The sequence below is a fragment of the Methylobacterium sp. BE186 genome (assembly GCF_031457035.1).
In the GTDB taxonomy this organism is placed as follows: domain Bacteria; phylum Pseudomonadota; class Alphaproteobacteria; order Rhizobiales; family Beijerinckiaceae; genus Methylobacterium; species Methylobacterium segetis.
Genome location: NZ_JAVDVV010000032.1, coordinates 35,158 through 59,790, shown reverse-complemented (window position 1 = coordinate 59,790; position 24,633 = coordinate 35,158). Strand labels below are relative to the sequence as shown.

General features: G+C 72.1%; 29 protein-coding genes. 2 read left to right on the top strand and 27 right to left on the bottom strand.

Features of this window, described 5'->3' with window-relative positions; genetic code table 11:
• Window positions 1-23 precede the first annotated feature (23 nt).
• From J2X36_RS23680 to J2X36_RS23670, 3 genes are all read right to left on the bottom strand, one after another.
• The gene (locus tag J2X36_RS23680) at window positions 24-680 is read right to left on the bottom strand and encodes an NrsF family protein (protein WP_132255166.1); all 657 of its coding nucleotides are present in this window, start codon (window positions 678-680) and stop codon (window positions 24-26) included.
• Window positions 673-1,275 carry a sigma-70 family RNA polymerase sigma factor gene (locus J2X36_RS23675; protein WP_132255165.1) on the bottom strand — a complete coding sequence of 201 codons (603 nt, stop codon included), beginning with the start codon at window positions 1,273-1,275 and terminating at the stop codon, window positions 673-675. Before J2X36_RS23675 ends, J2X36_RS23680 begins: the two co-directional genes overlap by 8 nt.
• A 93-nt stretch (window positions 1,276-1,368) precedes the next feature.
• The gene (locus tag J2X36_RS23670; RefSeq protein ID WP_310354333.1) at window positions 1,369-1,596 is read right to left on the bottom strand and encodes a hypothetical protein; all 228 of its coding nucleotides are present in this window, start codon (window positions 1,594-1,596) and stop codon (window positions 1,369-1,371) included.
• A 531-nt stretch (window positions 1,597-2,127) separates the two neighbouring features.
• Between J2X36_RS23670 and J2X36_RS23665 the strand changes: the two genes are divergently transcribed.
• Window positions 2,128-2,811 carry a response regulator transcription factor gene (locus J2X36_RS23665; RefSeq protein ID WP_132255163.1) on the top strand — a complete coding sequence of 228 codons (684 nt, stop codon included), beginning with the start codon at window positions 2,128-2,130 and terminating at the stop codon, window positions 2,809-2,811.
• A gap of 3 nt (window positions 2,812-2,814) precedes the next feature.
• Here the strand turns inward: J2X36_RS23665 and J2X36_RS23660 are convergent, their stop codons facing one another.
• The 16 genes from J2X36_RS23660 to flgB form a co-directional block, all read right to left on the bottom strand.
• The gene (locus J2X36_RS23660) at window positions 2,815-3,369 is read right to left on the bottom strand and encodes a transglycosylase SLT domain-containing protein (protein WP_310354330.1); all 555 of its coding nucleotides are present in this window, start codon (window positions 3,367-3,369) and stop codon (window positions 2,815-2,817) included.
• Entirely contained in the window at window positions 3,323-4,852 is a 1,530-nt protein-coding gene (locus J2X36_RS23655; RefSeq protein ID WP_310354328.1) for a flagellar hook-length control protein FliK, read from the bottom strand. The genes J2X36_RS23660 and J2X36_RS23655 overlap by 47 nt, the downstream gene beginning before the upstream one ends.
• Window positions 4,849-6,075 (bottom strand): chemotaxis protein, encoded by a 1,227-nt coding sequence (locus J2X36_RS23650; protein WP_310354326.1) that lies wholly within the window; start codon window positions 6,073-6,075, stop codon window positions 4,849-4,851. Before J2X36_RS23650 ends, J2X36_RS23655 begins: the two co-directional genes overlap by 4 nt.
• The gene (locus J2X36_RS23645) at window positions 6,072-7,349 is read right to left on the bottom strand and encodes a MotB family protein (RefSeq protein WP_132255159.1); all 1,278 of its coding nucleotides are present in this window, start codon (window positions 7,347-7,349) and stop codon (window positions 6,072-6,074) included. Before J2X36_RS23645 ends, J2X36_RS23650 begins: the two co-directional genes overlap by 4 nt.
• A 1-nt stretch (window position 7,350) precedes the next feature.
• Window positions 7,351-8,055: a hypothetical protein gene (locus tag J2X36_RS23640; RefSeq protein WP_310354324.1), complete on the bottom strand. Its 705-nt coding sequence runs from the start codon at window positions 8,053-8,055 to the stop codon at window positions 7,351-7,353.
• On the bottom strand, window positions 8,055-9,758 hold the full coding sequence (gene fliF / locus J2X36_RS23635; protein ID WP_310354322.1) for a flagellar basal-body MS-ring/collar protein FliF: 1,704 nt from the start codon (window positions 9,756-9,758) through the stop codon (window positions 8,055-8,057). The genes J2X36_RS23640 and fliF overlap by 1 nt, the downstream gene beginning before the upstream one ends.
• A 79-nt stretch (window positions 9,759-9,837) precedes the next feature.
• Window positions 9,838-10,614, bottom strand: coding sequence for a flagellar type III secretion system pore protein FliP (gene fliP / locus J2X36_RS23630; protein ID WP_207919234.1), 777 nt, complete (start codon window positions 10,612-10,614; stop codon window positions 9,838-9,840).
• Window positions 10,614-11,102, bottom strand: a complete 489-nt coding sequence (gene fliL, locus J2X36_RS23625; RefSeq protein ID WP_310354320.1) for a flagellar basal body-associated FliL family protein — start codon at window positions 11,100-11,102, stop codon at window positions 10,614-10,616. The genes fliP and fliL overlap by 1 nt, the downstream gene beginning before the upstream one ends.
• Before the next feature lie 23 nt (window positions 11,103-11,125).
• On the bottom strand, window positions 11,126-11,839 hold the full coding sequence (flgH, locus tag J2X36_RS23620) for a flagellar basal body L-ring protein FlgH (RefSeq protein WP_132255156.1): 714 nt from the start codon (window positions 11,837-11,839) through the stop codon (window positions 11,126-11,128).
• Window positions 11,839-12,417 carry a MotE family protein gene (locus tag J2X36_RS23615; RefSeq protein WP_310354318.1) on the bottom strand — a complete coding sequence of 193 codons (579 nt, stop codon included), beginning with the start codon at window positions 12,415-12,417 and terminating at the stop codon, window positions 11,839-11,841. The genes flgH and J2X36_RS23615 overlap by 1 nt, the downstream gene beginning before the upstream one ends.
• A complete protein-coding gene (flgI, locus tag J2X36_RS23610) occupies window positions 12,414-13,535 on the bottom strand; it encodes a flagellar basal body P-ring protein FlgI (RefSeq protein ID WP_132255155.1) in 1,122 nt (373 codons plus the stop codon). Before flgI ends, J2X36_RS23615 begins: the two co-directional genes overlap by 4 nt.
• A complete protein-coding gene (gene flgA, locus J2X36_RS23605; RefSeq protein ID WP_310354352.1) occupies window positions 13,535-13,918 on the bottom strand; it encodes a flagellar basal body P-ring formation chaperone FlgA in 384 nt (127 codons plus the stop codon). Before flgA ends, flgI begins: the two co-directional genes overlap by 1 nt.
• 173 nt (window positions 13,919-14,091) lie before the next feature.
• The gene (gene flgG, locus J2X36_RS23600; protein WP_310354315.1) at window positions 14,092-14,880 is read right to left on the bottom strand and encodes a flagellar basal-body rod protein FlgG; all 789 of its coding nucleotides are present in this window, start codon (window positions 14,878-14,880) and stop codon (window positions 14,092-14,094) included.
• Window positions 14,881-14,893: 13 nt separating this feature from the next.
• Window positions 14,894-15,241 carry a flagellar hook-basal body complex protein FliE gene (locus J2X36_RS23595; protein ID WP_310354314.1) on the bottom strand — a complete coding sequence of 116 codons (348 nt, stop codon included), beginning with the start codon at window positions 15,239-15,241 and terminating at the stop codon, window positions 14,894-14,896.
• Window positions 15,242-15,248: 7 nt separating this feature from the next.
• Window positions 15,249-15,665 carry a flagellar basal body rod protein FlgC gene (gene flgC / locus J2X36_RS23590; protein ID WP_310354311.1) on the bottom strand — a complete coding sequence of 139 codons (417 nt, stop codon included), beginning with the start codon at window positions 15,663-15,665 and terminating at the stop codon, window positions 15,249-15,251.
• Window positions 15,662-16,048: a flagellar basal body rod protein FlgB gene (gene flgB, locus J2X36_RS23585; protein ID WP_310354309.1), complete on the bottom strand. Its 387-nt coding sequence runs from the start codon at window positions 16,046-16,048 to the stop codon at window positions 15,662-15,664. Before flgB ends, flgC begins: the two co-directional genes overlap by 4 nt.
• Window positions 16,049-16,585: 537 nt before the next feature.
• On the opposite strand from flgB, the gene J2X36_RS23580 reads away from it, so the two are divergent.
• A complete protein-coding gene (locus J2X36_RS23580) occupies window positions 16,586-19,228 on the top strand; it encodes a heparinase II/III family protein (protein ID WP_310354307.1) in 2,643 nt (880 codons plus the stop codon).
• Between the two features lie 80 nt (window positions 19,229-19,308).
• Here J2X36_RS23580 and J2X36_RS23575 read toward each other — a convergent pair whose 3' ends face one another.
• From J2X36_RS23575 to flgD, 8 genes are all read right to left on the bottom strand, one after another.
• On the bottom strand, window positions 19,309-19,755 hold the full coding sequence (locus tag J2X36_RS23575) for a hypothetical protein (RefSeq protein WP_310354305.1): 447 nt from the start codon (window positions 19,753-19,755) through the stop codon (window positions 19,309-19,311).
• 9 nt (window positions 19,756-19,764) lie between these two features.
• On the bottom strand, window positions 19,765-20,094 hold the full coding sequence (locus J2X36_RS23570; RefSeq protein ID WP_310354302.1) for a flagellar protein FlgN: 330 nt from the start codon (window positions 20,092-20,094) through the stop codon (window positions 19,765-19,767).
• Between the two features lie 6 nt (window positions 20,095-20,100).
• Window positions 20,101-20,550 carry a rod-binding protein gene (locus tag J2X36_RS23565; protein ID WP_310354300.1) on the bottom strand — a complete coding sequence of 150 codons (450 nt, stop codon included), beginning with the start codon at window positions 20,548-20,550 and terminating at the stop codon, window positions 20,101-20,103.
• Window positions 20,551-20,600: 50 nt separating this feature from the next.
• Complete coding sequence (locus J2X36_RS23560; RefSeq protein ID WP_310354298.1) at window positions 20,601-21,005, bottom strand: hypothetical protein; 405 nt, start codon at window positions 21,003-21,005, stop codon at window positions 20,601-20,603.
• Window positions 21,006-21,009: 4 nt separating this feature from the next.
• A complete protein-coding gene (fliR, locus tag J2X36_RS23555; protein WP_310354296.1) occupies window positions 21,010-21,765 on the bottom strand; it encodes a flagellar biosynthesis protein FliR in 756 nt (251 codons plus the stop codon).
• Entirely contained in the window at window positions 21,762-23,867 is a 2,106-nt protein-coding gene (gene flhA, locus J2X36_RS23550) for a flagellar biosynthesis protein FlhA (protein WP_310354294.1), read from the bottom strand. Before flhA ends, fliR begins: the two co-directional genes overlap by 4 nt.
• Before the next feature lie 70 nt (window positions 23,868-23,937).
• A complete protein-coding gene (locus J2X36_RS23545; protein WP_132255830.1) occupies window positions 23,938-24,204 on the bottom strand; it encodes a flagellar biosynthetic protein FliQ in 267 nt (88 codons plus the stop codon).
• A 32-nt stretch (window positions 24,205-24,236) separates the two neighbouring features.
• Complete coding sequence (flgD, locus tag J2X36_RS23540; RefSeq protein ID WP_310354291.1) at window positions 24,237-24,632, bottom strand: flagellar hook assembly protein FlgD; 396 nt, start codon at window positions 24,630-24,632, stop codon at window positions 24,237-24,239.
• Between the last annotated feature and the right edge of the window lies 1 nt (window position 24,633).

The following is a 24,633-nucleotide window of genomic DNA, read 5'->3' as shown; positions in this document are numbered from 1 at the left end:
GGAATCGGGCGGCGCTCGGCCTCTCAGCGGACGCTCCCGTCGAGGAGGCGGCCGCCGAGGAGGCCGTTGAGGCCGATCACGAGAAGAACCGCGCAGGCATGCACCGCGAGGTCCGTGGCGGTGGCGTCGTGCGGGTGCAGCGGCACCAGGAGCGCAGCGGCGCCCGCCGCGGCCGCGAGCCCGGCGAGCGCCGCGGTCAGATTGGGGCGCAGCGGGCAGGCGCGCCGCAGCATCAGGACGAGGAGCGCCGAGAGCGGCAGCGACACGGCCATCAGGAACACGAAGCAGCCCCGCATCTCCTCCCCGCCCGCGATGCCGGAGGCGGGGGCGAGCCACGCGCGAAGGCAGCCGAGCCCGCTCGCCCCGAGCCAGAGCGCGAGGGCCGGCAGCGGGAGCCACGCCCAGGCCCGTGACCGTCCCGGCACGCTGGTCTGGAAGGCGGCGACGGCGGCGGCCGCCGCCGTGAGCACCGCTCCGAAAGCGGAGAGCCGCAGGTCCGGCACGCTGAGGCGGACATGGAGCGCGGACATGTCCGCGAAGGGCAGGACGAGAAGGCCGAGGGCGAGCGCGGCCACGCACCAGAGGAACGCTCTGCGTCCCGGCGGCCCGAGCCGCCGAACCGGCGCGAGGCGGCCCGCGAGATCCTCGACGAGGCGTTCGTGGCGGTCGGGTTCAGACATCGCGGCCGTCCTTGTCCGAGGTCAGGGCGGCACGCAGGGCCTTGAGGGCGCGATGCAGGTTCACCTTGAGAGCTCCCTTGCTCCGGCCGGTGAGGGCGGCGGTCTCCGCCAGGGAGCGCTCGGCGAGGGCGAGGTGCTCGACCGCCTGCCGCTGTCCGGCCGGCAGCCTCGCCACGGCGCGGGCGAGCCTGGCCTCGCGCTCTCGCGCCTCCTGGGCGTCCTCGAGGGCTTGCCCCGGTTCCGATCCGGCATCGACCTGATCCTCGAGGGCGGCTGGATCATGCACCTCCCGAGGTCGGCGGCCATGGCGGCGCAGGGCATCGACCGAGCGCCGCTGCGCGATGGCGCGAAGCCAGGGTAGGAAGGGCCGGGCCGGATCGTAGGTCGCTCGCGCCCGGTGGACCGTCAGCAACGTCTCCTGCACGACGTCGTCCACGGCAGCGCCTCGAACCCCCTGCCTGCGCGCGATGCCTGCGATCATGGGTACGCAGGCCCGCAGCACGTGGCTATAGGCTGCCGCGTCTCCGTCCTGCGCCGCCCGCATGGCCGCGGAGAGATGCGCCTCGCCGGGTCCTGTCGCGTGTCGAGCTGGCATGGCAGGCAGCGCATCCGTCCGGGGCGCCGACGGCCCCGGCATCGGGAACGGGTGTGCGAGTGCGGCCATCGTCCGCCTCCCGAGCGCCGCAGGCTACTTCTTCATCCTGTCCTTGGCCATGCCGCCCTTCTCCACCGAACCTGCATGCGGTTCGTACTCGTGCATCGTGCCCTGCTTCGCGGAGCCCTCGGGACGGAGGCCGTTCGACCGGGATTCCATCGCGCGGGAATGCTGGCCACCGCCGTCCGCGGTGATGGCCGGGGACGCGATGACGGCCGCCGACAGGAGGAAGGCCGAGGCGGTGCGGACGAGGCTGCCCATGTGATCTCTCCCCTTTCGAGCGCGCCCGCTTCGGGACCGCTGCGGGAAGGCTTTCGGCGCCGGGTGGCCACTGGTTACGCCGGGGGGCAAGATCGTCAGGACGAGCCGACGAGGTCCCCGGACGGGCGGACCTGGGCCCGCGGCGGAGGCGCGAGGCCCGCCCGTCCGCGTGTGCTCGCCACCAGCAGCGAGCACCGACGAAGAAGTCATTCAACCTTCGAATGCATTATTAGACAAATACTACCTCTTCTTTCCAGCGAGTCCGGCGGACCGAGCCCTTTATCTCACACCGGTCTGGCATTCGCGGAATCTACGTAGAGGCGACGGGTTCGCCCACCTCCAGGGCGTTGACCGAAGCGGGCGACATCGCCATGGATCTTCCCGGTGAAAATTGAAATACAGGTCATGTTTTCGACTCGAGAACTGCCCTTTTTTGAGAGTTTTTCTCTCAAAATTTATTGTTTATGAGAGATATTTGTTCAAAATCTTGCGCTCGCGCGTGAGGATCGGCACCGGACGGGGACTGATCAGATGTATTTCTTGGTCGACGCCAGGGAATCCGTGAATGCGGGCTACAGAGCGAGCTTCGAGCGCGAGGGCGTCTCCTCCTTCGGCCTGACCCCGGATGAGTTCTCGAGTTGGATCGCGGCAGCCTCCTCGGGCGACATCGACGCGATCCAGGGCTTCCTGCTGGGCGATTTCGAGGACCGCGCGCGCTGCGCGAGCTTCATCCGCCGGCACTCCCGGGCACCGATCATCGCGCTCTCGGACGTGCGCTCCCTGGAACAGACGCTGGTGCTGTTCGATGCGGGCATCGATGACGTGCTGCCCAAACCCGTCCACGTCCGGGAGATCCTCGCCCGCTCCGAAGCGATCTGGCGCCGGGTGAACGGCGGAATGCCCCAGGCAGGCGAGACGGCGCGGGACGCCGAGCGCCTGAAGGTCTTCTGCGACGGGCGCGATCCCGAGATCGACGGCGTGCCGCTGCCGCTGCCGCGGCGCGAGCGGCACATCCTCGAATATCTCGTGCGCAACCGCGGGCGCCGGCTCACCAAGAGCCAGGTCTTCAACGTGGTCTACGGCGTCTACAGCAACGGCGTCGAGGAGAGCGTGGTCGAGGGACACGTGAGCAAGCTGCGCAAGAAGCTCAGCCAGCGCCTCGGCTACGATCCGATCGAGGCCAAGCGCTACATCGGCTATACCTTTGTCGGCTGACCTCTACCGGCAGAAGGCCCGCGCGCCCGGCGTCCAATTGCCGAAGCCGGTCGCCACCATGTTGGTGATGACCCGGCAGACGTAGACCTTCTGGGCCGGGTTGTTGTTCGGGCCGGCATGGTAGCGCGCGACCGCGAGCGTCCAGCTCCCCTCCCGCTCCTTCAGCTCTTTCAGGAAGCGCGTCGCATATTCCACGTTCTGGCGCGGGTCGATCATCGCCTCGATCGAGCCGAACTTCTCCCGGTGATAGTGGTGGTTGATCTGCATGCAACCGAGGTCCACGAGCCGCACGCCCTCGGCCTGCGCCCGGACGAGGCGCTGCATCACATCCGCCGCGCTCGTGCCGAAATAAGCCTTGCCGGCGATGTTCATGGCGAAGGGCTGAAGCGAACCGCGCTTGCCGCTCTCGGTCAGCCCCACGGCGTAGAGCATGCCGAGCGGCACCCCATGCTTGGCGGCCGCCTGCGCCATCTGCTGCTCGCAGATATTCGCCGCGGCCGGAGCGACGGCACTACAGGTACAGGCCGCCGCGATCACGCTCGCCAGGATGGTTCTCATGTCCCTCGTCCCGGCGTCCGGCCGGCCCCTCGTCCCTCGCCGACGGCCGGCGACCGGCTGGCTGATCGGGCGTCGATCTGCCCGCATTCTGTCCATCGGCCATTGCCGGGAAGGTCGATCCCTGCCCCTGCGACTGGCTTGGAAGTTGGCTCTGCCCGCGCCCGGGCTGGGACATCTCGGCCCCACCCGCCTGGATGGTGAGGAGATCCGTCTGATAGCCGGCCCCGCGCAGGAGTTCGGCGAGCCGGTGCTCGTCCTTGCGCAGCAGAACGGCCGTCTCCTCACGGCTCGCCTGCAGTTCCAGGGCGAGGCGACCGTCCTGCAGGCGCATCCGGATCAGGACCGAGCCGAGGTCGTCGGGCTTGAGCTGTAGGGTCAGGAGCCGCGTCGGGCCCTCCGTCCGACCCGTCCCGGGCATTGCTGCAGGCTCGCCGGCGCGCTCGGGCGGCGCGACGGCGTCCACGATCTGCCGAAGCGTGTCCGCGGGCAGGGCCGAGGGTACGGCGCCCATGGAGCCGGGCGCGGCGGCCGTTGCCGGCTCGACTTCCCGCCCCTCGCCCCGCGGGCCGGCTCCTGCGGTGCCCGTCTCGGGCAGGGCCGTCCGCGGCCGCTCACCGGCCGTCTCCAACCCGGTGGCGGGGGACCGAACGGGGCTCGCCGCCCGCGGATTCTCCGCGGGGCGCGCCCGGACGGTGCGCACCGGAGGCTCCCCGATGCCTTCCACCGGATCCGCGCCGTCCTCCCGCTCTGCGTTGGAACCGGCTGCGGGCTGCGCGCTCGGGGCACCGCCCGCTCCTTGCGAGGGCGTCGCCGTCCCCGCTCGGGCGACGGCCCCCGGGACCTGCGGATCCGTGCGGGCCAATTCGGCAGGAAGGACCGGTTCGCCGATCGCCGCCTCGCTCGGCAGCGGCCCCGCGACCGGCGGTGTGGCCGGCGCAGCCTGCTTCATCGGACCGACCACGCGGACCGGCGCGAAATGCGTCTCACGCGCGACCACCGATACGGGCACCCGGTCGCCGAGGAGGGGCAGGCCGACGATGGTCGTCCCCGCCGCCCGCTCCATCAGGCGGGTGAAGTCGCCCGCCGCGGGGGCGAGGGCTGGGACAGTCGGCGCCGCCTCTTCCAGGGACGCCCCGGGAGCGGCCCGCACGAGGAGCGCACGCAGCACGGCGCGCGCAGCCGGCGTGCGTGGTTCGGCGTCCTCTCCGGCTTGGTCCGCCTGAGGCATGGGCAGGAGCGCGAGCAGGGCGGCTGTGGCGTCCGGCAGCGGCGCATCCGGTGGGATCGTCCCGGCAGCGGGCTCCTCCGGCCGGTCCGGCCCGGTCTGGCCGAGCACGTCGGCCATGCCCCGGCCCTCCGCCAGATCCCCGAGCATCGCCTCGAAGGCGGCGACGTCGCCCTGACCGGCCTCGGGCGAGGGCCGGCCGGAAGCGGAATCCGGGCGTTGCCGGATGCCGGGGAGCATCGTGTCGAGGGGCGTCACCGGTCGCTCCCATTCATCAACTGGTCGATGCGTGCGACCGCGGCCTGCGCGCGGGCGATCGAGGCGGGATCGGGCGACCTGCGCGGCCCCGCATTCTCGGCAGGCTCGGGCCGCTTGGGGGAGTCGGCAGCGGGCGTGCGGATCTGCGCCGCGGTGGAGAGCGCGGCGTCGAGGAGGGCGACGTCGCCCTCCGGCAGGAGATTGCGCTCGATTCCGCGCAGGGCCTCCTGCCCCTCCTCGAAGCGGCCCTCCGCGACGATCAGGGCGGCACCGCGATAGAGGCGGGCCTGTGCGGCGGCCGACGAATCGGGGCCGGCGAGGCCCGCGGCGCGCTCGGCGGCGAAGATCGCGGTCTCGCGGCGGCCCTGCTCGAGCCCGGCGCGGGCCACGAGGAGGTAGAGGTCGCGTCGCCCCTCGGGCTCGATCTCGTCGAGCATCCGCTCGAGGCGCGCCACGCGGGCCTCGTCGCTGCCGAAATCGAGGCGGGTCAGGGACGCGGCGAAGCGCTGACGGAAATTCCCCGCATAGACCGAGCGGCGGAAGCGGCGCAGGTACTGGATCGACAGGGCCTCGAAGCGCTGGGCATCGCCCCCTTGAGCCAGGACGAAGATCTCGCGGCGCAGGGCCCCCTCCTCCACGAGCGTGCCGGGGGCGAGGAGGCGGGCAAGGTCGAGAAGCTCGATGGCCTGCCGAGGCGACTCGCGAACGGCGAGCGCGGCCTGCGTCAGGGCGAGCTGCCCGGCGAGCCCCGGGCTCATCGTGCGCGCGTCGTAGCGGGCGAGCTGGGCGCGGGCCTCCCCCTCGCGTCCGTCGAGATAGGCGATCGACCCGAGGACGAGGCCGGTCTCGCTCTCGGCCGCCGTGCCGCCTTCGAGGATCCCGCGCAGAACGCGCGGGCCGCCGCCCGCCAGCGCGAAGGTCACCGCCGCGCGCAGGTTCTCGGGGGCGGCCCAGGTGCCCGGCTCCAGGGCGAGCAGGCGCTCCTCGATGTGCCCGAGAAGCTGGCGCTGGGCGAGATGCGCCTGTGTGGAGCCCTTCGCGATCCGGTCCTGCAGGAGCTGGAGGGTCCGGACCAGCTCGACCGGCAGGCCCCGGGGTCCGACGGGCAGCGGCTCGACGGGCGCCGCCGGAGCGCCGTGCCCGTCGCCGGCCGCCGAGGCCGGCACGGCCAGCAGGAGAGCCGAGAGAAGGGCGGCGAGCCGCGGGTCTGGGCGCGCCCTCATTCCGGCTGCGCCCGCAGCAGGATCTCGATGCGGCGGTTCTCGGCGGCCTTCGGATCGGCGGCGTTGCGGGGCTGGCGGTCGGCGTAGCCCTCGATCCGCTCGACCCGCGCCTCGTCGAGGCCGCCCCGGACCAGCATGTAGGAGGCCATCTGCGCCCGCGCCGAGGACAGGCGCCAATTGTCGTAGGTCTCGGAGCGGAAGGGGCGGCCGTCGGTATGTCCGCGCACGACGATGCGGCCGGGGCGCGCGCTCAGCACGCGCGCGATGCGCTCCAGCGCCCGCACCACCTTGGGTGAGGGCTCCGCCGAGCCGATGCCGAACATGCTGAAATTGATCTCGTCGGTGACGCTGATCAGCACGCCCTCGCCCGTGCGCCGCACCTCGACACGGGGCGCGGGCGCGGCGACGGCGAGCGGCTGAACCGCCTTGGCGATCTCCGCCTTGAGGTCGGCCATCGCGGCGGTCTCGGGCGACTTCGCGTCCGCCGCGCCCGTGCCATCCGGCGCCTTCGCGATCTCCTTCGCGGGCGGCTCCTTCGGCGGGATCGGCATCGGCTCGGCGGAGGCGAGCCTGAGGCTCGCTCCCGACCCACCCTCCTTCCTGTCCTTGGCTGCCTTGTCCCGCGGCGGGGCGGCCTGCTCGCGCACCACCTGCCCTCGCACGTCGAGGCGCGCCTCGCTCGGTGCGGGGGCCGCGGTGTTGACGGCGCCCGGCCGGTCGGTGCGGTGCCGCGGCAGGGGCTCGACCTGCCAATAGAGCGGGTCGAACGGGTCGCGGGCGGCCTCGCCGCCGCTGATGCCGGGCTGGCCTGTCTCGAGCCCGATCGCGTCCGCGCTCGCGACCTCGGCGCGCTCGGCCTCGACCGCGAGCTTGGCGAGCACTGCATAGGGGTCCTGGAACAGCGCGGATTCGCGGGCGCGGCTGCCCGGAGCGCCGGCAGCCTCGGCCCTGTCTCCCTTCGCCTCGGCCTTGCCCTCGCCCCTCGTCTCGGCCTTGCCGCCCTCGGCGCCGGGCTCGGAGGGCGTGTCGTGCGGGTCGCGCAGACCTTTTCGGTCGTGGGTGACCTCAGCGAGCTTCACCGGGTTGAAGTATTCGGCGATGGTCTGCTTCTGCTCCTTGCTCGTCGAGTTGATGAGCCACATCACGAGGAACAGGGCCATCATCGCGGTCATGAAATCGGCGAGCGCGATCTTCCAGGCCCCGCCATGGTGGCCGTCCTCGTGGTCGCCGTGACGCTTGACGATGATGATTTCGGGGTGGCCGGCCTCCGCCATCTCACGCCTCCTCGATCGCGGCCGCGAGGAGCCGCGTCCAGGCGCCGAGCTGCGTCTCGATCACCGTCTGGTCGGCGCTGACCTGCACCTCGGCCAGAGCGGCCGGCGCGAAGGCGACCGAGGCGCCGAGCGGGCCGAGCCGCGCAGCGAGCGCGTCGAGAAGATCCTGCGGCCCGCTCACCCGGATCGCGGCGTGGTGCGGATCCGCGAGCAGCCGCGCCAGGGCGGCACCGAGTTCGGCGAGGGCCCGGCGCCGCAGGGCGTCGGTGAGGACGGGCACGAGGAGCCGGGCGATCCGCTCGGTCAGCCCGGAATCCAGGGCACGCAACGCCGCCGAGAATCCGGCGGCCAGCGCCTCGGCCTCGGTCTCGGTCCAGCGGCGGCGCGCGGCCTCGAACCGGGCCGCGAAGGCTGCCTCGTCGGACGCGCGCCTCGCCTCCGCCTCGGCCCGGGCGTCGGCGAGCCCGAGGGCCCGGCCCCGCGCCTCCGCCTCGCGCAGCAGCGTCTCCCGGTCCTCCGGCGTCTCGGCCGAAGCCGGGGGCGCGGAGGCGGAACGCGGCACTCGGATCCAGGCATCGGCGAAGGTGTCGATGGCCGGGCCGGGAAGCGGAGCCGTTGGGCAGGCGGGCGCCGGACCGGGCGGTGCCGGCGGGACGGGCGCCGAGCCCGAGAAATCCGGCAGGCAGCGGGCGAGGACGGCCTGCATCAGGCGGGCTCCTCACGCATCAGCCAGCGCTTGAGGATGGCCGCGACCTGCTCCTCGTCCATCTCGATCATCTGCTCCAGCCGCTTCTGGGGCGAGCGGGCCATCTTGTCGGCCATGTCCTCGATGAGGCTCGCCATGGCGGCGGGCGCGCCGAGCTGGGGCGCATCCGCGGCGCCGGGCCCCGCGAGCGCCGCGCCGGCCTCGGGCGCGAGGCCCGCGATCGCTGCCGCGACGCCGGGCGGCAGCGCCGGGTTGCCCGGGGGCGGCGCCAGGGCCGCGCTCCCGGCCTGCGCCGCCTCCGGCACGGCGAGGATGGCGCGGAGCGCCGGCCGCAGGCCGAACCAGATCAGGAGGCCCGCCACGACGAGGATGGTGGCTGCGTTGATGAGCGTGGCCGACTGGCGCAGCATCACCTCGGAGAGGCTCAAGGGGGGGACGGGCTCCAGCGGCTGGCCGTCGTTGACGAAGCCGACGGCGGCGACCTTCACGTTGTCGCCTCGCTCCTTGCTGAAGCCTGCGGCCGAGGCGACGAGTTGCTCGATCTCGGCGATCTGCGCGTCGATCCCCGCCTTCGGGGCGTCCGGGCCGGCGAGCGCGGCGAGCCGGGCGCGGTTGACGAGCACCGCCACCGAGAGCTGCCGGATGGCGTAGCCGTCGCTCACCGTCTGGATGGTCTTCTGCGAGATCTCGAAGTTGGTGAGATCCTCCTTCTTGGAGGTCTCGCTGCTCGACTGGTCGTTGCCGTCCGAGCGGGTGCGCTGGTCGGGCAGGTTCTGCTGCGCGCTCGTCGGGCGCTGGGCGTTGCGGTTCTGGCTGTTCTCGCTCTCGCGCACCGAGCGGGTCGAGCGCTCGACCCGCTGGTCGGGATTGTAGATCGTCTCGTTGGTGCTCGTCTTGTCGGTGTTGAGGTGGGCGGCGACGCTGACCTCGAAATTGCCAAGGCCGAGATAGGGGGTCAGCGTGCGGCGGATATTGTCCTGCACCTCGCGCCCGACGACCTTCTCCAGGCTCGCCATCTTGCCGGAGGGTGCGAGGCTGTTGTCGTCGCCGGACAGGAGCAGGGTTCCGTCCGCGCCGATGACGGTGACGCGGTCGGGCTTCATGCCGGGGATCGCCGAGGCGACGAGCTGGCGGATCGCCTGCGCACCGCTGACGTCGTCGGCGGGCTCGGTGCGCACCACCACGGAGGCCGAGGGCGGCTGCTGGTCGCGCCGGAAGGAGCCGCGGTCGGGCAGAACGATGTGGACCCGGGCGGCGCGCACGCCCTTCATGCCCTGGATGGTGCGGGCGAGCTCGCCCTCGAGGGCGCGAACCCGCGTCACCTCCTGCATGAAGGAGGTCATGCCCAGCGAGCCGAGATCGTTGAACAGCTCGTAGCCCGATTTCGCGCTCTGCGGCAGGCCCTTCTCGGCGAGCAGCATCCGGGCCTGGGCGGTGTTGCCGTAGGCGACGAGCACCGCCGTGCCGTCGGCGCTGACATCGAAGGGGATGCCCGAATCCTTGAGCACGCCGCCGATGCGCGCGACGTCCTCGCGGGACAGGCCCGTGTAGAGCGGCTCCTGCGCGGGGCGGCTGAGGTAGTAGGCGCCGAGGCCCACGGCCAGGAACACGACGAGGCCGATCAGCCCCAGGGCCGCGAGCCGGCGCGGCCCCAGCTCGACGATGTTGCTCCACAGCCTCTCGGCTTGCTCGCGACCGGACATCCTGGCGCAATCCCGCGACTGGTCTGACGACGTTCTGTGAGCGTTCTCGCCGGCCAGCCTTGCGCGGGGATTGCGCGGCTCAGAAGAACGACCGCACCAGCCCGCCGACGAGCAGGTTCCAGCCGTCGATCAGGATGAAGAACAGCACCTTGAAGGGCAGCGAGATCACCGTCGGCGGCAGCATCATCATGCCCATCGACATCACGATGGTGGAGACGATCAGGTCGATCACGAGGAAGGGCAGCGCGATCAGGAAGCCGATCTCGAAGCCCCGGCGAAGCTCCGAGATCATGAAGGCGGGGATCAGGATGCGCAGATCGACCTTCTCGCCGGCCTCGGCCCTGGGAAGGGTGCGGCTCGCCAGATCCGTGAAGGTCTGCAGGTCCTTCGGGCGGACCTGCGAGGCCATGAACTCGCGGAACGGGTCGGCGATCCGGCCGAACGCCTCCTCCTCGCTGATCCGGTTCTCCTGGAGCGGCTTCACGCCCTCGTTCCAGGCCCGGTCGAAGGTGGGCGCCATGACGTAGAAGGTCATGAACAGGGACAGGCTGACGAGGAACAGGTTCGCGGGCGTGCTCTGCAGGCCGAGCCCCGAGCGCAGGAAGGAGAGCGCGACGGCGAAGCGCGTGAAGCTCGTCATCATCACGAGGAGCCCGGGCGCCAGCGACAGGACGGTGAGCAGCGCGACGAGCTGGAGGATGCGCCCGCTTGCCGCCCCGTTGCCGGGCGGCAGCAGCGCGTCGAGGCCGGGGATGCCGGTCGCGGACGGAGCGCCCTGGGCTTGGGCGCCCGTGGCGGCGAACAGGAGGGCAGCACCGAGGAGCCATCCGAGCAGGGACCGGATTCGGGGCTGCATCACTGCACCACCACCGCTTCGACGATCAGTTCCCGAACTGCGCCCTTCGTCCGCAGGGCCACGCGCTCGTTCAGGTCCTCGCGCAGGTGCTGCAGGCCGCTCGCGCCCTCGATCTGGGCCATCGAGACCGTGCGCAGATAGGCGGTGACGTCGGCACGGATCTCGGCCAGGGTGACGTCGGGATTCGGGAGGCTGCCGGCCCGGAACACGACCGAGGATTCGAGCCGGACCCAGGAATCGCCGGATTCGGCGAGGTTCGTCACCACCGAGCCGACGCTACGCAGGGCGAGGTCGCCCGTGTAGGTCAGGACCTTCACCGCCTTGTCGGCCTCGTCCCGCTTCTTGGCGTCGACGGATTTCTCGACGCTCGACAGGAGATAGACGCCGAGCGCCCCGCCCGTGCCGACCGCGACGAGGGTGACGAGGGCGAGCGCCCCGATCCAACCCCTTCCCCCCTTCTTCGGGGCCGCCTGCCTGCCGTCCGCCATCGTCGCCCACCCCCTCGCGCGCCTCAGAACGGCGCGACGGCCTCGAAGATCTGCTGGCCGACCGTCGGGCCCTGCACGTCGGTGAGGCGGCCGCGGCCGCCGTAGGAGATGCGAGCCTCGGCGATCTTGTCGTAGTCGATGGTGTTGCGCCGGGAGATGTCGCGCGGCCGGACGATGCCGGCGACGTTGAGCACCCGCACCTCGTTGTTGACCCGCACCTCCTGCGAGCCGGAAATCAGGACGTTGCCGTTCGGCAGGACCTCCGTGACGATCGCCGCCACCGAGAGGCGCAGGTTCTCCGAGCGGTCGATCGAGCCCTGGCCCTTGGTCTCGGTCCCGGAGCGGATGCCCGTGTCCGCGGTCGCGGCGTCCTTGAGACCGCTGACGCCGTAGCCGAAATCGAAGCCGAGACTCGACTTCTGGCTGCGGGAGCGCTCGCTCGCATTGTCGAATTGCGCCTTGTCGTTGATGACGATGCTGACCGTGATCACGTCGCCGACGGCCCGCGCCCGCGGATCCTGATAGAGCTCGGCGCTCGCGGGCGAGAAGGTCGAGTGGTAGCCGTGGCGCGGCCCGTAGGCGCCGAAGCTCGTCGGCAGGGGACCGCGGGGCGCCGTCAGGCCGGTGCCGATCGGGGTGAGGACCGGCGGCCGGCCGAACTCGTCGAGGCGGCTCTGGCAGGCGCCGAGGCCGACCGCGGCGAGGATGGCGAGGCCGCCCGGGACGAGGCGCGTCATCACGATCTTCCGTTGTCCTTGGGGGCAGGCGCCGGGGCGCCCTCCGCCTTGCGGCCCGTTTCGGTCATCCGCCGGGCGAGCCCGGCGGCGCGGGAGGCCTCCATCTCGGCGAGGATGGCGCTCGCCGCGCGGGCGTTGAGCTTCGTCAGGATCGCGGCGGCCGCGTCCTCCGGCATGTTGGCGAGTTGCGGCGCCGCCGCGTCCGGCTTCATCTTGGCGTAGACGGCGACGATCCCGGCATCCGCCTGGGCCAGGAAGTCGTTGCGGCGCCGCAGCCACGTCTCGTACTCGGCGCGCTTCTCCTCCAGGCGCTGGATGCGCTCCTCGACCTGGCGCTCCAGGGCGGCGAGCTGCTCCTTCTGCCAGGCGAAGCGGGCATCGGCCGCGGCATCCGCGATGTTGGCGCAGTAGCCGGCCCTGGGCGGCTCCTTCACGAAATCCTGGGCGCCCGCCTCCTTGGCGGCCACGCGGGCGGCGATCGCCCTGAGGGCAGAGTCCCGCGCCGGGTCGCCGGCGGGTGCGCCCGCGGCGGATGACGGGATCACGAACGTGAGCCAGAGAACGATGATCGCGATCATTGCACGACGAGCTCCGCCTGGAGCGCTCCGGCGGTCTTCACGGCCTGCAGGATCGCGATGATGTCGGTGGGTTTGAGCCCGACCGAGTTGAGGCCGCGCACCAGCGTCTGCAGGTCGGAGCCGCGCAGGATCGCGAGCTTGCCCGGCTCCTCGCGGGCCGACACCTCGGTGCGCGGCACGACATTCGTCTCGCCGCGCGAGAAGGGCGCGGGCTGCGAGACCTCCGGCGTCTCGGTGACCCGGACCGTGAGGTTCCCGTGGGTGACCGCGACGGTCGAGATCTGCACGTTGCGGCCGATCACGACCGTACCGGTGCGCTGGTCGACAACGACGCGGGCCGGGGTGTCGGGCTCGATCGTCAGGTCGCCGATCTCGGCGACGAGGCGGGTCTGCGCGATCTCGCGTGGCCGCTGGATCGCCACCGCCCGCTGGTCGCGCGGGCTCGCGATGCGCTGCCGGAAGCGGGCCGTCGCGTAGGCGTTGATCGCGTCGGCGATCTGGATCGCCGTCTTGAAGTCGGGGTTCTTCAATTCGAAGACGAGCTCGGGCAGGTCGCGGAAGCTGCCCGGCACCTCGCGCTCGATCAGCGCCCCGTTCGGGATGCGCCCGGCGGTCGGCACGCCCTGCGTCAGCTGCTCGGCCTGGCCCTGCACCGTGAAGCCCGAGACCGCGAGCGGCCCCTGCGCGGCGGCGTAGACGAGCCCGTCCCCGCCCGTCAGCGTCGTCATCAGCAGGGTGCCGCCCTTGAGCGAGGTGGCGTCGCCGAGCGACGTCACGGTGACGTCGATGCGCGAGCCCTGGCCTGTGTAGGGGGGCAGGTCGGCGGTCACCATCACGGCCGCGATGTTGCGGGTGCGCAGGCGCGCGTCGCGCACGTTGATGCCGAGCCGGTCGAGGAGCGATTGCAGGGATTGCTCGGTGAATTGCGCGTTGCGCAGGGTGTCGCCCGTGCCCTGGAGGCCGGTGACGAGGCCGTAGCCGAAGAGCTGGTTGTCGCGCACGCCCTTCAGCGTCGCGATGTCCTTGATCCGGGTGCCCGCACGGGCCGGGACGGCCAGAAGCCCGAATCCGAGGCCGGCCAGCAGCCCGAGCAGGAGGGCGATCAGGCGCGCGCGCATCACGGGGTGCCGATCCGGATGCGCCCGTCCGCCATCACGGTGCCGAGCACGATGCGGCCCGTATCCGTGTTGCGGACGCGGATGGTCTCGCCGAGGCCGCCGTTCTGGAGGGGCGCGCCGACGGTGGTGATGACGAGGCCGTTCTCCTCGAAGACGATCTGGGTCGGCGCGCCGCGGCTGACGAGGCGGGGATCGTCCACCGCGTTGACCGGCACCGGCTCGCCCGGCAGCAGCGTGCGGCGCGCGGTGCGCCCGACCATCGCGAGCGGCGCGTCGATCACCGCCGCGCGCGCCCGGAAGGTCTGCGGGTAGGTTTGCCACCGCAGCATCGATTCCCTGATCGTGTCGCCCGGATAGATCGTGACGGTCGGCACCGGCAGCATGAGCGCCTCGGGGCTCGCCGCGGCGGGGTCGGCGACGAGGGCGAGGGCGAGGGCGAGGCGGCGGGCAGGCGGGATGAGCATCGGACAACGCCAGGGATCTGCGGCGGCGCTGGGCGCGCGCCCGCGGCGGGAAGGCTCGAGCCGCGCGACGGCGCGGCGGGGGGGTCGGCTCGCTAGCGGATGCCTTTGGAGATCGTGGCTGCCATCTCGTCGGAGGCCTGGATCACCTTGGAGTTCATCTCGAAGGAGCGCTGCGCCGTGATCAGGTTCGTGATCTCCTTGACGGGATCGACGTTCGAGCCTTCGAGATAGCCCTGCTGGATCTTGCCGTAGCTGGCGTCGCCCGGATTGCCCACGACCGCCTGGCCCGAGGCCGGCGTCTCCCGGTAGAGCCCGTTGCCCAGCGGCTCCAGCCCCGCCTCGTTGGCGAAGTTCGCGAGCGTGATCTGGCCGATGTTCTGCGGCTGGACCTGGCCCTCGATCTTGGCGAAGACCTGGCCCGACTGGTTGATCACCACGTCGACGGCGTTCGGCGGGATCAGGATCGCGGGATCGACCGTGTAGCCTTCGAGCGTGACGAGCTGGCCGGCGGCGTTCTTGTTGAAGGAGCCGGCGCGTGTGTAGTTGATCTCGCCGTTCGGGTTCGTGATCTGGAAGTAGCCGCGCCCGTTGATGGCGAGGTCGAGCTGGTTGGCGGTGTTCGCGAGCGAGCCCTGGCGGTGCAGGTTGCGGATCGCCGCCGCCCGCACGCCGAGGCCGAGCATGGCGCCCTCGGGGATCGCCTCCTGGCCCGCTTGGTTCGGCACGCCCTGCAGGCGCTCGGCCTGGTAGAGCAGGTCCGTGAACTCGGCCCGCGCGCCCTTGAACCCGGTCGTGTTCAGGTTGGCGATGTTGTTGGCGATGACTTCGAGGTTGAGTTGCTGGGCGGACATGCCCGTGGCGGCGATGGCGAGGGCTCGCATCTCTCGTCTCTCCTCAGATCGCCATGCGGCTCAGTTCGAGATAGGCGGACACGACCTTGTCGCGGATCGCGACCGCCGTCTGGAGGCTCTGCTCGGCCGACATCACGGCCTCGACGACCTGCTGGGCCGTGGCCTTGCCCTGGATCCCGGCGATCGCGGCCGCCTCGCCGGTGCGCAGCGAGGTGCGCACGCCCGAGGCGAACTGGGCCATGATCTCCCCGAAATCCGCGGGGCTGCCGGCGGGGGCGGCGCCCGTCAGGCCGGGTGCGGCGGAGAGGCCGGCGCTCGCGGCCGGCGCCGTCGTGGCGCGGGAGAGGGCGGCCTTGTCGAAGGCGGAGAGGGACGCGAGTGCCTCGATCATCGGTGTCTCAGGTCCTCAGAAGATCGATGACGCTGGCGACCATGGCGCGGGCCTGCTTGATCACCTGGAGATTGGCCTCGTAGGAGCGGTTGGCCTCACGCATGTCGGCCATCTCGACGAGCATGTTCACGTTCGGCAGCTTGACGTTGCCGTTCCCGTCCGCGGCCGGGTTCGAGGGGTCGTGCTCGGTCCGGAACGGGGTGGTGTCGGTGCCGATCCCCCGCACCCGCACCGAGGCGGCGCCGACCGCGCGGTCGAGCTCCGCCCGGAAGGTCACGGTCCTGCGGGCGTAGGGGTCGGCGCCCGGTGCCTCGCCCGTCGACTGGGCGTTGGCGAGGTTCTCGGAGACCACCCGCATGCGCAGCGCCTGCGCTTCGAGCCCGGCGCTGGCGAGCCGGCTCGCGGAGAGGAGGGGATCGATCATGCGCCGCCCCTCACGGCCGCCATGAGCATGCGGTGGAAGGATTTCACGACGCCCGCGTTCAGGCTGTGCTCGCGGGAGACGTCGCTCGCCTTGAGCATCTCCTGCTCGAGGCTCACCGAGCTCGACGTCTCGAGAACGTCCCATCCGTCCCGGGACTCGGCGGTGCGGACGGGGATGCGCAGACCCTCGCCGTCGAGATGCGCGCTCGCGGTCGCCGCCATCTCCAGGCCCGTGCGGGCGAGGACCTGCGCGAAGGGCACCACGTCCCGCGCCCGGTAGTCCGGGGTGTTGGCGTTGGCGACGTTGCCGGCGATCGTCGCCTGCCGCACCGCGAGGTAGCGGGCCTGCTGGGAGGCGAGATCGAACAGATAGACGCCCGCCATCCTTGCCCCTCCCGATGCTTCGGCCCGCTGGCCGGGGATGCCCCGGAGCGGGTCATCCAATGGGAGCGGTCTAGGGGCGCAACCTTGCCCGAGGCTGGCGCGGGCAGCGCCTCAGGCGGAGGGGGGCGCCTGTCGGCCTCCGATCAGTGCGCCTCCTCTCCCGTTCGGGCTGTCAGATGCATGGTCCGTTCGGGCGAGGCCCGACGTCGGCCTATCGGACACGGGTCCCCTCTCGTTCCGAGAGGGACCGGGTGAGGGTTGCGACCTGCCAGGAAGGGTGTCGTTGTTCGTCCGCAGCCCGGGGCCCCTCACCCCAACCCTCTCCCGACACGGGAGAGGGTGTCCGCCGTGCCTCCTGGCCCCGTGCAAGGACGAGGATGTTTGAATGGGAATGCCCACGCGGAAGTGAATGTCCCTCGCATCGATCGCGCGAGTGGCGGCCGGATCGTGGCAGTGCCGGACCATGGCACCGCGGACGCATTCCGGGCTAAGCTGCCTCCTCGCCCGACACCCCGTTCCCCCTCCCATTCCCGAGCCATGCTTCCGGAAGAGCCGCCTGCCGCGACGGATCTGCTGCCGGTCTCGGCCCGCCACGCCGGCGGGGCGGCGCCCGGCCCCGCCCCGGGCGAGCACGTGATCGCGGCCAGGAACCGCTGGTCTCGGGCGGTGCTCGATTTCGAGGGGTTGCGGGCGGGGGAATGGTGCAGCCTGGCGGCGCGGATCGCCTGGGATGCCGAGGAGGAGGCCGGCAACGCCCTCGACTTCGCCCTCGTCGGATTCGACTTCCTCGCCGCCGACGGGTCCGGCCTCGATCTCGACCACGTGCCGGGCCTCGCGCGCAGCCTGCTCGACCCGCACAGCGCCTGGATCACCGGGCCGGCCTACCAGCCGGAGGGGAGCGAGCGCACCCGCACGGCCGCCCTGCGCATCGCCTTCCCGGTTCCCGCCCCGGCCCGCAACCTCGCCGTGACATTCCGCTCCTGGCGCAACACCCGGCCCTTCACGATCGGAGCGGCGACGCTGCGGCAGGGCCTCGACGGGGCGGAGGCCGCCGAGGCGCGCCCGCACCGCCGACTCGGGCCGACGGCCGAGCCGCTGCGCCTCGCCCTGGTGCCGGGCGCCGGGCTCGTCCTGCGCGGGCAGATCTATGCAAGCCGCCCCGACGAGCACGCCGCCCGCGCCCGCATCGCCTACGCGGACGCCGACGGCGTGCCCGTCGCCCCGCCCTATCCCGACACGGTCTCGGTGCCGGGCTTCGGGGCGGTGATCAACCTCGCGGCCCACCAGCAGGCGCGGCGCTTCACCCTGAACCTGAAGCCGCCGCCGGATGCCGCCGCGGTCGAGATCGGCTTCGAGCGCTGGGAGGACGCGCCGGCCGGGACCGGCGTCGAACTCCTCGCCGCCCCCGAGATCGCTCTGGAGGACGGGCTGCGTCTGGAGAGCCTGTGCGGCGACGACGTGCTCGACGCGCCCGCCTTCCTCGCCCGCCTCGCCGAGGCCCTCGGCCTGCCGCCCGGGGCGGAAGCCGCCTGGATCTCCCCTCCCGAGGCGGCGCCCCGCATCCTGCTGGCGCAACGCGCCCTGCAGGGGCCGGCGGGGCCGGCCGCTACGCGCGCCGGCGAAGCCCTCGTCCTGCGCCTTGCCGGTGCGCCGGATTGGCCGCTGCCCGCGGCGCCCGACTGGGGAGAGGATCCATTCCGCTCGGTCCCCTGGCGCCTGGAATATCAATCGCTCTCGTGGCTCGCGGCCCTGCCCGGGCCGGCTGAGGCGGGCCGGTCCCAGGCCCTCGACCTCGCCCTCGGCTGGTCGCGCGCCAATCCCTGGGGCCAGCCGGCCGACCCCTTGAGCCTTCACCCGGACGCGCTCGCGACGCGGGCCGACGTGCTCGGCGCGCTCCTGGCCGGGCCGGTCGAGGCCGAGGCGGCGATCGCGCTCGTCGGCGAGATCGTCCGCCACGGCTTCGCCATCGCCGAGATCGTCGGGCAGAACACGCTGAGCCGCTCCCCGCTGCAGATGCGGGCCGCCGGCGCGCTGCTCGGCATCGCCCGCACCCTGCCGCGCCTGCCGCTGGCCGCCTATTGGGACGCGCTCGCCCGGTTCGCGCTCGGGGAGGGCTTCTCCGCGGCGCTCGCCGAGCCCTCCCTGCACCGGCGCCTCGAACTCCTCACCCTCGGCCGCGCCCTCGCCGCCGCGCTCGACGGGGAGGAGCCGGGCCCGGCCATCGCCGAGGCCGTCGCGGCGGCGCTGCCCGGCCTCGCCGCCCTCCTCGACCCCGGCGGCCGCCTGCCGCCCTTCGGCGACAGCCCGCCGGGGATCGACCACGGGGCGTGGATCACCCGCCTCTCGGCCTTGCGGGATTTCAGCGACGCGCGCGGCACCGGGGCGCCGAGGCCCGGCGCGATGCTCGACGCGGCGGGCGGCACCCTCTCGGCCCGGGCCGGCGGCCTGGACCGGGGCTGGAGCCACTTCGCCTGCACCTTCGCCGGGCAATCGCCGCAGGACCACGCCGATTGCGGCTCCTTCGTCTTCGCCGCGCAATCCCGGCCCTGGATCGTCGAGGCCGGCGGCTCGGAACAGGCCGAGACCGGCCCGGCCCGCCACTATCTCCTCTCGGCCCGGGCCCACAACGTGGCAATCCCGGAGGGCCGGGAGACGGCGGCCGGGTTCGGGCGCCTCCTCGGGTCGCTTCCCCTCGACGGGGCGAGCGCGCACGCGATCCTCACGAATGTGCACGGGCCGGACCTGCGCCATGTCCGGACCTTCCTGCTCCTCGACGATCTCGCGGGAATCGCGGTGATCGACCGCTTCGCGGGGTCCGGGCCGATCGCCTTCGCGGCCCGTGTCCATGTCGCGCCGGACGCGGTGCTCGCCCTGTCGGACCCGCGGCGTGTCCTCGCCCAGGCCGAGGGGCGGCGCCTCGGGCTCGTGCCCCTGACGATCACGGGCAGGGCCGCCGGCGTCGAGATCCTGTGCGGCCGCGACGGCCGGCCCGGGGCGATGCAGGGCTTCCTCGCCCGGGTCGGCGGCGGGCTTCGTCCGGGCAGCGCGCTCCGCTACGCCTTCAGCGGGCAGGGCGCCGTCTGCGGCGGCCTCCTGATCGCGACGGAGGGCGGCGCGGAGGAGCGCCTCGCGCGGCTTCTCGCAGGCGAGGTGCTGGGCCGGTTCCTCGCCGGCGTGTGAGGCCGCGCCAAGTCACGCTCCCATCGCTCGAATGAGCGCATCCTCTTCGCGCGAACCGGGATCGCCCGTTCGCGAATGCGCTACGAGCGCAGCTCGCGCTTGGCGACGAAGTTCATCTCGTCCACGAGCACGTCCTTCACCACGTCCGAGCCGAGGCGCGCGTTGACCCTGGCCCGGATCTCGGCGAGGCGCTTGTTGATGTCGTACTTGGCGAGCTTCCGGAAATCGATCGCAGGGTCGGAGTAGATCTGCCGGAACGCCTCGTCGATCACGAACGCATTCGGCGGCACCGGCAGCGTGTGCATCAGCTTCGCGTCCGCAGTGAAGACCAGAACCGTGACGACGTAGCCCTGCACCTTGCCGTCTGCGATCATCGGAATGTTGATCGGTGCGAGCTTCTGATATTGCAGGCCCTCGAGATAGGGCTCGGTCTTCTTCGCGAAGAAGCCGCCGCCCCAGGTCACTGCCCCGTAGCAGGAGAGGATGGTGACGGCGCAGATCCAGAGGCCGGTGACGAGCACGCGCATGGAGCCGCCTCAGAGCCCGACCCGGGGGGCGTAGGTGCCGTCCGACTCCGCCGCGCGCTCCGCGGCGGCCACCGTCTCGCCGATCTCCTCGACCGCGCGCAGGTGCATGGCCACGACCTCCTGGTTGCGGGCGAGCTTGTCGCGCAGGCGCGCGAGGTGGATCGCCGCCACCGCGTCGAGACCGGCCGGGTCGAGGCCGCGGGAGAGCCGGCTGAGCTCCAGGAGGCTCTGGCTCTTCAGGTGGTTGACGGCCGCGTGATCGACGGCGCGGCGCGCGAGGAGCGCCTCGGTCTCGGCCTCGATCGTGGCCTCGAGCCGGCTCAGGCAGGCGAGCAGCATCCGGGGTCAGACCTTCTGCGCGGTTGCGGCCGGCGACGCCGCGGGATGGGCCTTGTCCAGCATCCGCGCGATGCCGACGCCGCCGGCCTTGGCGATCTGCTCGCCGATCCGCTCGGCGAGCATCGACTTCCAGATGCCGCCCGCATGGCCCTTGCCGAAGACGGTCTCGGATTTCTCGGGCATCATCGCCTCGACGAATTGCTGCAGGACCAATCCTTCGAACTTCCGGTAGGGGTCGGTGGAGGGGCCGGACAGGGCGGTCCCGTTCTGCAGGCCGGTCAGGGTGCCGCGGGCGTCGAGGGGCATGTGCAGGGCGGCGCTCGCGGCGCGCACGGCATCGGTGAAGGCCGCCGGATCGCCGGGCAGCGCGAGCTTGGCGGCGGCGGCCTCCGCGCGGGCGGGCTCGGCGGCGCGCGCGACGTCGAGGACGATGTCGGTGGGCGGGCTGATGCTCATCGGGCGCCTCCTCGCGCGGAGCGGAGTCGTGGTTCTGTAGGCGTCCTGGCTTACGGGAGGCTTGCGTTGCCGCGGGCGGTGATCGCGTCGAGCCGGTCGAGGATCTCGCGCCGCTCCTGCGCGCGCCGGTGCTCCCGGGCGTGGCGCTCGACCTGCGCCCCGGCCCGGCATTCGGCGAGGCCGGCCTCGCGCAGCGCCGCCTCCCGTGCCTCGGCATGGCCTCGGGCCTCCGTGGCCTGTGCCGCGAGGCTGCGCAGGCGCCGGGCGGCCGCCTCCAGCGGCAGGGCCGCCTGGGCGGCGCCGCCGAGCGCGGTGAGGAGGGCGGCGCGCTCCGCCTCCAGCGCGAGGACCCGAGCCCGGGCCTCCGCGAGGTCCCGCTCGGCGAGCCGGCGCATCGCTTCCTGCACGCCCATCAGGCGCTCGGCCCGCTTCAGGCGATCTCCCGGACGCGTCACCCGCTCAGCCCTTCTGCAGCCAGCGGGCGTAGGCCGCGAGGTACTCGGTCAGGAACTCGCCGGCGATGCCGTGCAGGAGGAGGAGGCCGCCGAACATCACGAAGGGCGTCGCCACGAAGTAGACGGGAATCGTCGGCGTGAGCTTGTTCACGAAGCCCGCCGCGAGGTTCACGAGGATCGCGTAGATCACGAACGGCGCGGTGATCCTCAGGCCCAGCATGAAGGCGTCGCCGACCTGATCGACGATCCGCACGAGCAGGACCTGGGTGCCGATCCCCTCCCCCGGCGGGATGCGGCCGTAGGAATCGACGAGACCGCGGAACAGCTCCCAGTGCAGATCCGCGGCGAAGAGGAGCGCGGTCGCGGTGAGCAGGATCAGCGACTCGACCGCGGGCACCGGGTCCGTGCCCTCGACGGGCGTGCCCGGCATGCTGCCGAAGCCGACCATCACGGCGGCGGCGTTCATCACCGTCTCCAGAACGACGAGGTAGACGCGGCCGAGGAATCCGATCAGCAGCCCCGTCAGGGTCTCGGTGGCGATCCAGAGGAGCGTCTGCGCCGGGGCCTGCCCGGCGAGCCGGTCCCGGAACAGCGGCAGGACGAGCGGCGCGACGGCGAGGGAGACGGCGAGCGCGACGAGGAGGCGCACCTGCTGGGGCACGCGCGGGCTGGAGAAGCCCGGCGCCACGAGGAGGCAGCCCCCGACCCGGCAGACGATCAGGAACACGCCGAGGACGGTCTCGGGCGCGAGCGGGCTCACGAGACCGTGCCGAGCGACTTGATCTCGACGCCCCGGGCGATCTCGAGATGCGAGAGCACCGGCAGGGTCGGGTACAGGCGCTCGATGATCATGCGCACGTAGGGGCGCGCGTCCGGCGCCGTGACGAGGGCGAAGCCGGGCACCTCCTTCATGCGGGCACGGATCGCCTCGGCGGCCTCCGTGCCGAACTGCTCGACGAGGCGGGGGTCGATGTCGAACTCGATCACCTCGCCCTTGGCGTCCCGCTTCAGGCTCTGGTGGAAGGAGAGGTCCCAGTTCGCCCCGAGCCTCAGCACGTTGAGGACCCCGTTCTCGGAGAGGTCCCCGCAGATCTGCTGGGCGATCCGCATCCGCACGTGCTCGACGATCTGCTCGGCCCGCCGGACATGCGGGCTGATCTCGGCCACCGCCTCCAGGATCAGGTGCAGGTTGCGGATCGAGACCCTCTCGGAGAGCAGGAGCTTCAGGACCGCCTGCAGGCCCGAATGCGAGATCTGCGACGGCGCGATCTCGTCGAGGAGCCGCTTGTACTCGGGGTCGAGCCGGTCGAGCAGGCCGCGCATGTCCTTGTAGGACAGAAACTGGGGCAGGTTGTTGCGGATCACCTCGGAGAGGTGGGTCAGCAGGACCGAGGCGCCGTCGATCGGCTCGAAACCGGTGCGGCGCACCTCGGCCGCGTAGGAATCCATCACCCACAGGGCCTTCATGCCGAAGGCGGGCTCGCGGGCCTCGTCGCTCGGCACGTCGGGGCGGGGCCCGTCGCCGATCACGACGAGCATCTCGCCCGGGCGCAGCTCCTGCGTCGCCACGACCGTGCCGTGGATCAGGATCTGGTAGCTTTTCGGCGGCAGGACGATGCTGTCCGAGAGCTTGATGTCGGGGACGACGAATCCGTATTGCCGGGCGAACTTGCGGCGCATCTTGCCGACGCGGTGGGAGAGCTCGGCGTGGCTCGCCTGGAGCTGGGCCGCGACCTGGCGCCCGAGCAGGAGCTCGATCTCGGGGGTCTTGAGCGATTCCTTCACCGATTCCCGGGCGGCGGCGGCCTTCTCCTCCGCCTCGGCCGCGGCCGTCGCGGCGGCGAGCGCCTGCTTCGCCGCGAGCCGCTTCGGGATGATGGTCGCGACGAAGCCGAGGAGCCCGCCCAGGGCCACGAAGGGCAGGAAGGGCAGCCCCGGCACGAGGGCGAACAGGCCCATCAGCGCGGCCGCGACCATGAGCGCACGCGGATAGGCCCCGAGCTGGCCGAGCACCGCCTCCTCGGCCGTGCCGCGGGTGCCGCCCTTCGAGACGAGGAGGCCCGCGGCGAGCGAGACGATGAGCGCCGGGATCTGCGAGACGAGGCCGTCGCCGACCGAGAGCTTGGTGAAGATGTCGGCGGCCTGGGCGAGCGGCATCCCGTGGCGCGTCGTGCCGATGATGATGCCGCCGAAGACGTTGACGGCGATGACGATGAGCGAGGCCACCGCCTCGCCGCGCACGAATTTCGAGGCGCCGTCCATCGAGCCGAAGAAGGCGGATTCCTCCTCCAGCTCCCGCCGGCGGCGCTGCGCCTCCTTGTCGTCGATGAGCCCCGCATTGAGGTCGGCATCGATCGCCATCTGCTTTCCGGGGATGGCGTCGAGGGTGAAACGGGCTCCCACCTCCGCGATGCGGGTCGCGCCCTTGGTGATGACGAGGAAGTTGACCGTGATCAGGATCACGAAGACCACGATCCCGATCACGAAGTCGCCGCTCATCACGAATTGCGAGAAGCCCTGGATGACGTGGCCGGCGGCGTCCACGCCCTTCTGGCCGTTGGCCAGGATCAGGCGCGTCGTGGCGATGCCGAGCGCCAGCCGCAGCAGGGTCGCGATCAGGAGGACGGTCGGGAAGGCGGAGAATTCGAGCGGCTTGCGGATCCAGAGCGCCACCATCAGGATCAGGACCGAGAGCGCGATCGAGAAGGCGAGCCCGACATCGATCAGGATCGCCGGCACCGGCAGGAACAGCACCGCCAGGATGCAGACGATGCCGGCCGCGAAGCCGAAATCCCGCCGCGACCTCTGCTCCGCGGCGGACAGGCCGCCCACCGCCCCGCTCACCGCCCCGCTCACCGCCATGGCGCCCTCACCCTCCGCTCCCAGGCCGGAGCGGTTGTGGGGGGCCAAGCTTGCGCGAGGATGGGCGCCCTCAGAACCCCGTTCCGATGCGCCCGTACGCGGTCTCGGCGAAGGCGTAGATCTGCGCGCCGACGAAGGAGCCGGTGGCGAGGAGCACGAGCAGGATCACGAGGATCTTCGGCACGAAGGTGAGGGTCACCTCCTGCACCTGCGTGAGCGCCTGGACGAGCGCCACGAGGATGCCGACGAGCATCGCCGCGCCGACCGCGGGGCCGGCCGCGACGATCACCGTCCAGATCGCGGAGCGCACGAGTTCGAGGGCGTCGACCTCGTTCATGACAGGACCTCGATCGGCTGCGCGCGGGGCGACTAGGACACCACGATGCCGGAGGCGAGGAGCATCTCGCGCCCGTCCGCGAGGCGGGCGAGCGCGCCGTCGCCCGTGATGCGCACGGACCGGACCGTGCCCGAGACCGCGCCGTCCGCCGAGGTGACGGTGCGCCCGATGATCGCCTCCGCCTGATCGAGGAAGCTGGAGGCGAGGAGCGAGTCGAGCTTCTGGTTCGTCTTCGTCGCCTGCTCCACCTGGGAGAGGGTGGCGAGCTGGCCGACATATTCCGTCGAATCCATCGGCTTCGTCGGGTCCTGGTTCTTCAGTTGCGTCATGAACAGGGTGAGGAACGCGTCGGCGTTGAGCTTCGAGGCAACGGTGCCGGCGGCCTTGGCCGCGGCCGCGGTCGTCGCCTGGGTGGCGGGGACGTCCATG

Bases quoted from the DNA above. Each gene is read 5' to 3' on its own strand.
- J2X36_RS23565 (WP_310354300.1), bottom strand. From the start codon at position 20,550: ATGAGCATCAGCCCGCCCACCGACATCGTCCTCGACGTCGCGCGCGCC.
- fliL (WP_310354320.1), bottom strand. From the start codon at position 11,102: ATGGCGGACGGCAGGCAGGCGGCCCCGAAGAAGGGGGGAAGGGGTTGG.
- J2X36_RS23665 (WP_132255163.1), top strand. From the start codon at position 2,128: ATGTATTTCTTGGTCGACGCCAGGGAATCCGTGAATGCGGGCTACAGA.
- fliF (WP_310354322.1), bottom strand. From the start codon at position 9,758: ATGTCCGGTCGCGAGCAAGCCGAGAGGCTGTGGAGCAACATCGTCGAG.
- J2X36_RS23675 (WP_132255165.1), bottom strand. From the start codon at position 1,275: ATGCCAGCTCGACACGCGACAGGACCCGGCGAGGCGCATCTCTCCGCG.
- J2X36_RS23575 (WP_310354305.1), bottom strand. From the start codon at position 19,755: ATGCGCGTGCTCGTCACCGGCCTCTGGATCTGCGCCGTCACCATCCTC.
- flgA (WP_310354352.1), bottom strand. From the start codon at position 13,918: ATGCTGCCGGTGCCGACCGTCACGATCTATCCGGGCGACACGATCAGG.
- J2X36_RS23670 (WP_310354333.1), bottom strand. From the start codon at position 1,596: ATGGGCAGCCTCGTCCGCACCGCCTCGGCCTTCCTCCTGTCGGCGGCC.
- J2X36_RS23615 (WP_310354318.1), bottom strand. From the start codon at position 12,417: ATGATCGCGATCATCGTTCTCTGGCTCACGTTCGTGATCCCGTCATCC.
- flgH (WP_132255156.1), bottom strand. From the start codon at position 11,839: ATGACGCGCCTCGTCCCGGGCGGCCTCGCCATCCTCGCCGCGGTCGGC.
- J2X36_RS23650 (WP_310354326.1), bottom strand. From the start codon at position 6,075: ATGAGGGCGCGCCCAGACCCGCGGCTCGCCGCCCTTCTCTCGGCTCTC.
- J2X36_RS23640 (WP_310354324.1), bottom strand. From the start codon at position 8,055: ATGCAGGCCGTCCTCGCCCGCTGCCTGCCGGATTTCTCGGGCTCGGCG.
- fliP (WP_207919234.1), bottom strand. From the start codon at position 10,614: ATGCAGCCCCGAATCCGGTCCCTGCTCGGATGGCTCCTCGGTGCTGCC.
- J2X36_RS23580 (WP_310354307.1), top strand. From the start codon at position 16,586: ATGCTTCCGGAAGAGCCGCCTGCCGCGACGGATCTGCTGCCGGTCTCG.
- J2X36_RS23680 (WP_132255166.1), bottom strand. From the start codon at position 680: ATGTCTGAACCCGACCGCCACGAACGCCTCGTCGAGGATCTCGCGGGC.
- J2X36_RS23570 (WP_310354302.1), bottom strand. From the start codon at position 20,094: ATGCTGCTCGCCTGCCTGAGCCGGCTCGAGGCCACGATCGAGGCCGAG.
- J2X36_RS23545 (WP_132255830.1), bottom strand. From the start codon at position 24,204: ATGAACGAGGTCGACGCCCTCGAACTCGTGCGCTCCGCGATCTGGACG.
- flgB (WP_310354309.1), bottom strand. From the start codon at position 16,048: ATGGCGGGCGTCTATCTGTTCGATCTCGCCTCCCAGCAGGCCCGCTAC.
- flgC (WP_310354311.1), bottom strand. From the start codon at position 15,665: ATGATCGATCCCCTCCTCTCCGCGAGCCGGCTCGCCAGCGCCGGGCTC.
- J2X36_RS23645 (WP_132255159.1), bottom strand. From the start codon at position 7,349: ATGGCGGAGGCCGGCCACCCCGAAATCATCATCGTCAAGCGTCACGGC.
- flhA (WP_310354294.1), bottom strand. From the start codon at position 23,867: ATGGCGGTGAGCGGGGCGGTGAGCGGGGCGGTGGGCGGCCTGTCCGCC.
- flgI (WP_132255155.1), bottom strand. From the start codon at position 13,535: ATGCGCGCGCGCCTGATCGCCCTCCTGCTCGGGCTGCTGGCCGGCCTC.
- flgD (WP_310354291.1), bottom strand. From the start codon at position 24,632: ATGGACGTCCCCGCCACCCAGGCGACGACCGCGGCCGCGGCCAAGGCC.
- flgG (WP_310354315.1), bottom strand. From the start codon at position 14,880: ATGCGAGCCCTCGCCATCGCCGCCACGGGCATGTCCGCCCAGCAACTC.
- J2X36_RS23660 (WP_310354330.1), bottom strand. From the start codon at position 3,369: ATGAGAACCATCCTGGCGAGCGTGATCGCGGCGGCCTGTACCTGTAGT.
- J2X36_RS23595 (WP_310354314.1), bottom strand. From the start codon at position 15,241: ATGATCGAGGCACTCGCGTCCCTCTCCGCCTTCGACAAGGCCGCCCTC.